The organism is Nocardiopsis sp. TNDT3, assembly GCF_003427465.1.
Classification (GTDB): Bacteria; Actinomycetota; Actinomycetes; order Streptosporangiales; family Streptosporangiaceae; genus Nocardiopsis; species Nocardiopsis dassonvillei.
Window position 1 is genome coordinate 1 of sequence record NZ_QPFC01000288.1, and the last position, 4,427, is coordinate 4,427.

Genomic DNA, 4,427 nt, shown 5'->3' on the forward strand with positions numbered 1-4,427 from the left:
CCCTCGGGGGCACATCCCTGTGGGTGCGGTCGCCAGCGCCGAACGGGGAGGGCGGACGATACGCGGTTGCGCCCCGCGCGTGCGGCGGAGGCGGTAACGTGACGTTTCGTGCGTCTCGTCATCGCTCGGTGCAGTGTCGACTACGTCGGCCGCCTCACCGCCCACCTGCCCATGGCTCCCCGCCTGATCCTCATCAAGGCCGACGGGAGCGTGTCCATCCACGCCGACGACCGGGCGTTCAAACCGCTGAACTGGATGAACCCGCCCTGCAAGCTGCGCGAGGAGACCGTCGCCGACGGACCCGACGTGTGGACGGTCACCCACGGCAAGTCCGGTGAGAAGCTGGTGCTGACCGTCGAGGAGGTCATGCACGACTCCTCGCACGAGCTGGGCAAGGACCCCGGCCTGCAGAAGGACGGTGTGGAGGCCCACCTCCAGGAGCTGCTGGCCGAGCACATCACCACCCTCGGCGACGGCTACACCCTCATCCGCCGCGAGTACCCCACGGCGATCGGCCCGGTGGACATCCTGTGCCGGGACGGCGCCAACGCCACCGTCGCGGTGGAGCTCAAGCGCCGCGGCGACATCGACGGCGTCGAACAGCTCACCCGCTACCTGGAACTGCTCAACCGGGACCCGCAGCTCGCACCGGTGCGCGGCGTGTTCGCCGCCCAGGAGATCAAGCCGCAGGCCCGTGTGCTCGCCGAGGACCGCGGCATCGCCTGTGTGGTGCTGGACTACGACGAGCTGCGCGGGATCGAGCCGGACGTGCTCCGCCTGTTCTGAGCGGCCCCCTTCTCCTGACGGGCCCCGGGCGCGAGCGCGCGCCCGGGGCCCGTCCGCGTCCGCTCCGGGAGCCCCCGCTCCCGGGGCCGCCCCCTCCCTTGGTCGGGGTGGCGTCCTCCATCCGGAGGACACGGGTGCGACCCGGCGGCCGATACCCCGGGGGTCCCGCCCGCGGGAGAGTCGGTGGCATGAGCGAGACAGCGATCGAGGTCCACGGCCTCCGCAAGAAGTACGGCGACGACGAGGCCGTCGCCGGAGTCGACCTGAGCGTCCGGCGCGGCGAGGTCTTCGCCCTCCTCGGCCCCAACGGCGCGGGCAAGTCCACCACGGTCGAGATCCTGGAGGGCTTCCGTCGCCGCGACGACGGCACCGTCCGCGTACTGGGCGAGGACCCCGGCGCCGCCGGTCGCCGGTGGCGCTCGCGTATCGGGGTGGTGTGGCAGGGGGAGACGCTGATCCCCCAGCTGTCCGTGCGCGAGGTGGTCCGCCACTTCGCGGGCTACTACCCCGCCCCCCGCGACCCCGACGCGGTGGTCGACCTGGTCGGTCTGGGCGGGAAGTCCCGGGCGCGGGTCACGTCCCTGTCCGGCGGCCAGCGCCGCCGCCTGGACGTGGCCCTGGGCATCATCGGCAGGCCGGAACTGCTCTTCCTGGACGAGCCCACCACCGGCTTCGACCCCGGGGCCCGGCGCGACTTCTGGACGCTGATCGGCGACCTGGCCCGGGGCGGCACCACCATCGTCCTGACCACGCACTACCTGGAGGAGGCCGAGGCGCTCGCCGACCGCGTGTGCGTGGTCGCGCGCGGCAGGGTGCGCGCGCAGGGATCCCCCGCCACCCTGGGCGGGCGCGCCTCGGCCCGGGCCACCGTCGGCTGGACGGTCGACGGGCAGCGCCGCGAGACCCGCACCGACGAGCCCGCCCGGGTGGTGGGCGAGCTGTCCGCCCTGTTCTCCGGTGAGGTCCCGGGGTTGAGCGTGCACCGCCCCACCCTGGAGGACGTCTACCTGGGCCTGATCGGCGAGGAGGACCGGAACCGCGGGGAGGGCGACGGCAGGGACGGCCGCCCCGCCCAGAGGAAGGTGTCCGCGTGAGCACCGCGACCGACCGCACTCCCACGGACCCCGCCGTGCCGGCCCCCTCCGGACGCCTGCCCGGCGCGCTGCGCGTCGGGCTGTCCCGGGGCTGGCTGGAGATCCGCGAGTTCACGCACGAGTGGGAGAGCGTGATCTTCACCTTCTCCCTGCCCGCGCTGATCCTGGTCATGTTCTCGTCGATCTTCGACGGCATGTTCGACATGGGCATGCCCGCCGTGGACTACTACCTGCCGGGCCTGGTGGCGATGGGCCTGATGTCGGTCAGCTTCCAGCAGCTGGGCCTGGGCATCGCCAACGAGCGCGAGCGGGGCGGTCTGCGCCGCCTGCGCGGCACGCCGATGCCCCCGACCGCCTACTTCGTCGGCAAGACCGTGGTGGTGCTGTTCCTGGCCCTGGGCCAGCTGGTCCTGCTGCTGGGCGTGGCCGTCCTGCCCTTCGGGGCGCGCATGCCCGACGGGCCCGCCGCCTGGGCGACGCTCGGGTGGGTGTTCGTGCTGGGCACCGTCTCCTGCTCGCTGCTGGGCATCGCGGTCAGCTCCCTGGCCCGCAACGTCCGCTCCGCCTCCGGCATCGTGGTCGTGCCCTTCCTGATCCTGCAGTTCATCTCGGGGATCTTCGTGCCCGTCGTCGCCCTGCCCGACTGGGTGCTCGACGCCGCCGCGCTCTTCCCGCTGATGTGGATGGCGCAGGGCCTGCGCGCGGCGTTCTTCCCCGCCGAGATGGCCGCCCTCGAACCCGGCGGTTCGTGGGACCTGTCCGGGGTCGCCCTCGCGCTGGGCGTGTGGTGTGTGGTGGGCTTGGCGCTGGTACTGCTGACGTTCCGGTGGAAGACGCGGAAGGACGGGTGATCGCCGTGGCCGCACGGGCTCCGGGGGGCGGCCACGCCACGCCCGCGCCGTCCCCCGGGCCCGGCGACGCCCCGTCCGGGGAAGGCGCCCCGGCCGGGGAGGAGGGGCGCGACGAACGGCACGCCTGGGACCTGGGCGTGTGGTGGGACGTGTACTTCACCTCCGTGATGGCCGCCATGGCGGCCATCGCGCTGGTCACCAGCGACCCCTTCTGGCGGTGGCCGCTCGTGGGGCTCATGGCCGCGGTGACGGCCGTGTACTACCTGTTCGCCAGGCGGTTGGTGATGCGCGAGGAGCGGATCCGCCCGGCGGTCCTCATGGCCGTCCTGCTCGTGCTGTGCCTGCCCGCGGTGACGGTCAACCCCGCCCTGACCTTCCTGGTCGTGGCGGTGGCCCCTCTGTGCTTCATCACCTCCCCGGTCCCGGCCGCCGTCTCGACGGTAGGCGCGATCCTGCTGGTCCCGATGCCGCTGCGCGGCCTGCTCGGGCTGAGCGAGTGGGACGACATCGCCGTCAACCTCCTGATCAACGGCGTGATGGTGGGCTACACGCTGTGGTTCGGCGGCTGGCTGGGACGGATCATCGAGCAGAGCTACGAGCGGGCCAACCTGATCAGGGAACTGCGCGAGAGCCGCCTGGAGGTCGTGCGGCTGTCGGAGGAGACCGGGGCCATGGCCGAGCGCGAGCGCCTGGCCCGCGAGGTGCACGACACCCTGGCCCAGGGCTTCACCAGCATCGTCGCGCTGACCCAGGCGGTGGAGTCGGAGATGGACTCCGACCCGGAGCTGGCCCGGCGCCACCTCGCCCTGATGCGCGAGACCGCCGCCGAGAACCTCGCCGAGGCGCGGGCCATGGTGGCCGCCCGCCAGCCGGTGGGCCTGGACAGCCAGACCCTGGAGGCCGCCCTGGACAGGATCGCCTCCCGGCTGGGCGGCGAGCTCGGCGTCCCCGTGGACACCGAGGTGCTCGGCGCACCGGCCGCCCTGTCCAACGACCTGCAGATCTGTCTGCTGCGCACCGCGCAGGAGGCCCTGGCCAACGTCCGCAGGCACGCCCGGGCCGGGCACGTGCGGGTGGCCCTGGAGTACACGCGGGCCCCCGACGGGAGCCCCGGTCCGGTGGAGCTGACCGTCGCCGACGACGGCGTCGGCTTCGACCCCGGGCGGACCGCGCCCGGGAACGGGCTGGCGAACATGCGGCGCCGGGCCGACGACGCCGGAGGCGCCGTGGAGGTCGGCAGCGCCCCCGGGCGCGGCACCCGCGTCCGGATGTCGCTGCCCCTGCCCCCGCAGACCCCCCGAGGCGACGAGGAGTGCGCACCGTGATCCGTGTCCTGCTGGTCGACGACCACCCGGTGGTCCGCGAGGGTATCCGCGGCATGCTCGCCGCCGAGGCCGACCTCACCGTCGTGGGCGAGGCCGCCTCCGGCCCCGAGGCGGTCGTGCGGACGGCCGAACTGGAGCCGGACGTGGTGCTGATGGACCTGCGCATGCCCGGTGGAGACGGCGTGGAGGCCACCGGGCGCATCAGCGCCGAGCGGCCCGGCGCGCACGTGCTGGTGCTCACCACCTACGACACCGACGCCGACATCCTGCGCGCGGTGGAGGCGGGCGCCACCGGGTACCTGCTCAAGGACACGCCGCGCGCGGAGCTGGCCGAGGCCGTGCGCGCCGCGGCGCGCGGGGAGACCGTCCTG

At 73.8% G+C, this 4,427-nt stretch carries 5 protein-coding genes; all 5 read left to right on the plus strand.

All coding sequences use genetic code 11. From position 1 onward, the window contains the following. Nucleotides 1-108: 108 nt before the first annotated feature. Nucleotides 109-786, plus strand: a complete 678-nt coding sequence (nucS, locus tag DQW06_RS07775; RefSeq protein WP_013151405.1) for an endonuclease NucS — start codon at nt 109-111, stop codon at nt 784-786. Between the two features lie 188 nt (nt 787-974). Further along, on the plus strand, nt 975-1,880 hold the full coding sequence (locus DQW06_RS07780) for an ABC transporter ATP-binding protein (RefSeq protein ID WP_013151404.1): 906 nt from the start codon (nt 975-977) through the stop codon (nt 1,878-1,880). Beyond that, nucleotides 1,877-2,731, plus strand: a complete 855-nt coding sequence (locus DQW06_RS07785; protein WP_117198218.1) for an ABC transporter permease — start codon at nt 1,877-1,879, stop codon at nt 2,729-2,731. Before DQW06_RS07780 ends, DQW06_RS07785 begins: the two co-directional genes overlap by 4 nt. Continuing rightward, the gene (locus tag DQW06_RS07790; protein ID WP_198662401.1) at nt 2,728-4,056 is read left to right on the plus strand and encodes a sensor histidine kinase; all 1,329 of its coding nucleotides are present in this window, start codon (nt 2,728-2,730) and stop codon (nt 4,054-4,056) included. The genes DQW06_RS07785 and DQW06_RS07790 overlap by 4 nt, the downstream gene beginning before the upstream one ends. Then, a partial coding sequence (locus DQW06_RS07795) for a response regulator transcription factor (protein WP_157983372.1) occupies nt 4,053-4,427 on the plus strand: 375 nt, incomplete at its 3' end. The genes DQW06_RS07790 and DQW06_RS07795, both read left to right, overlap by 4 nt.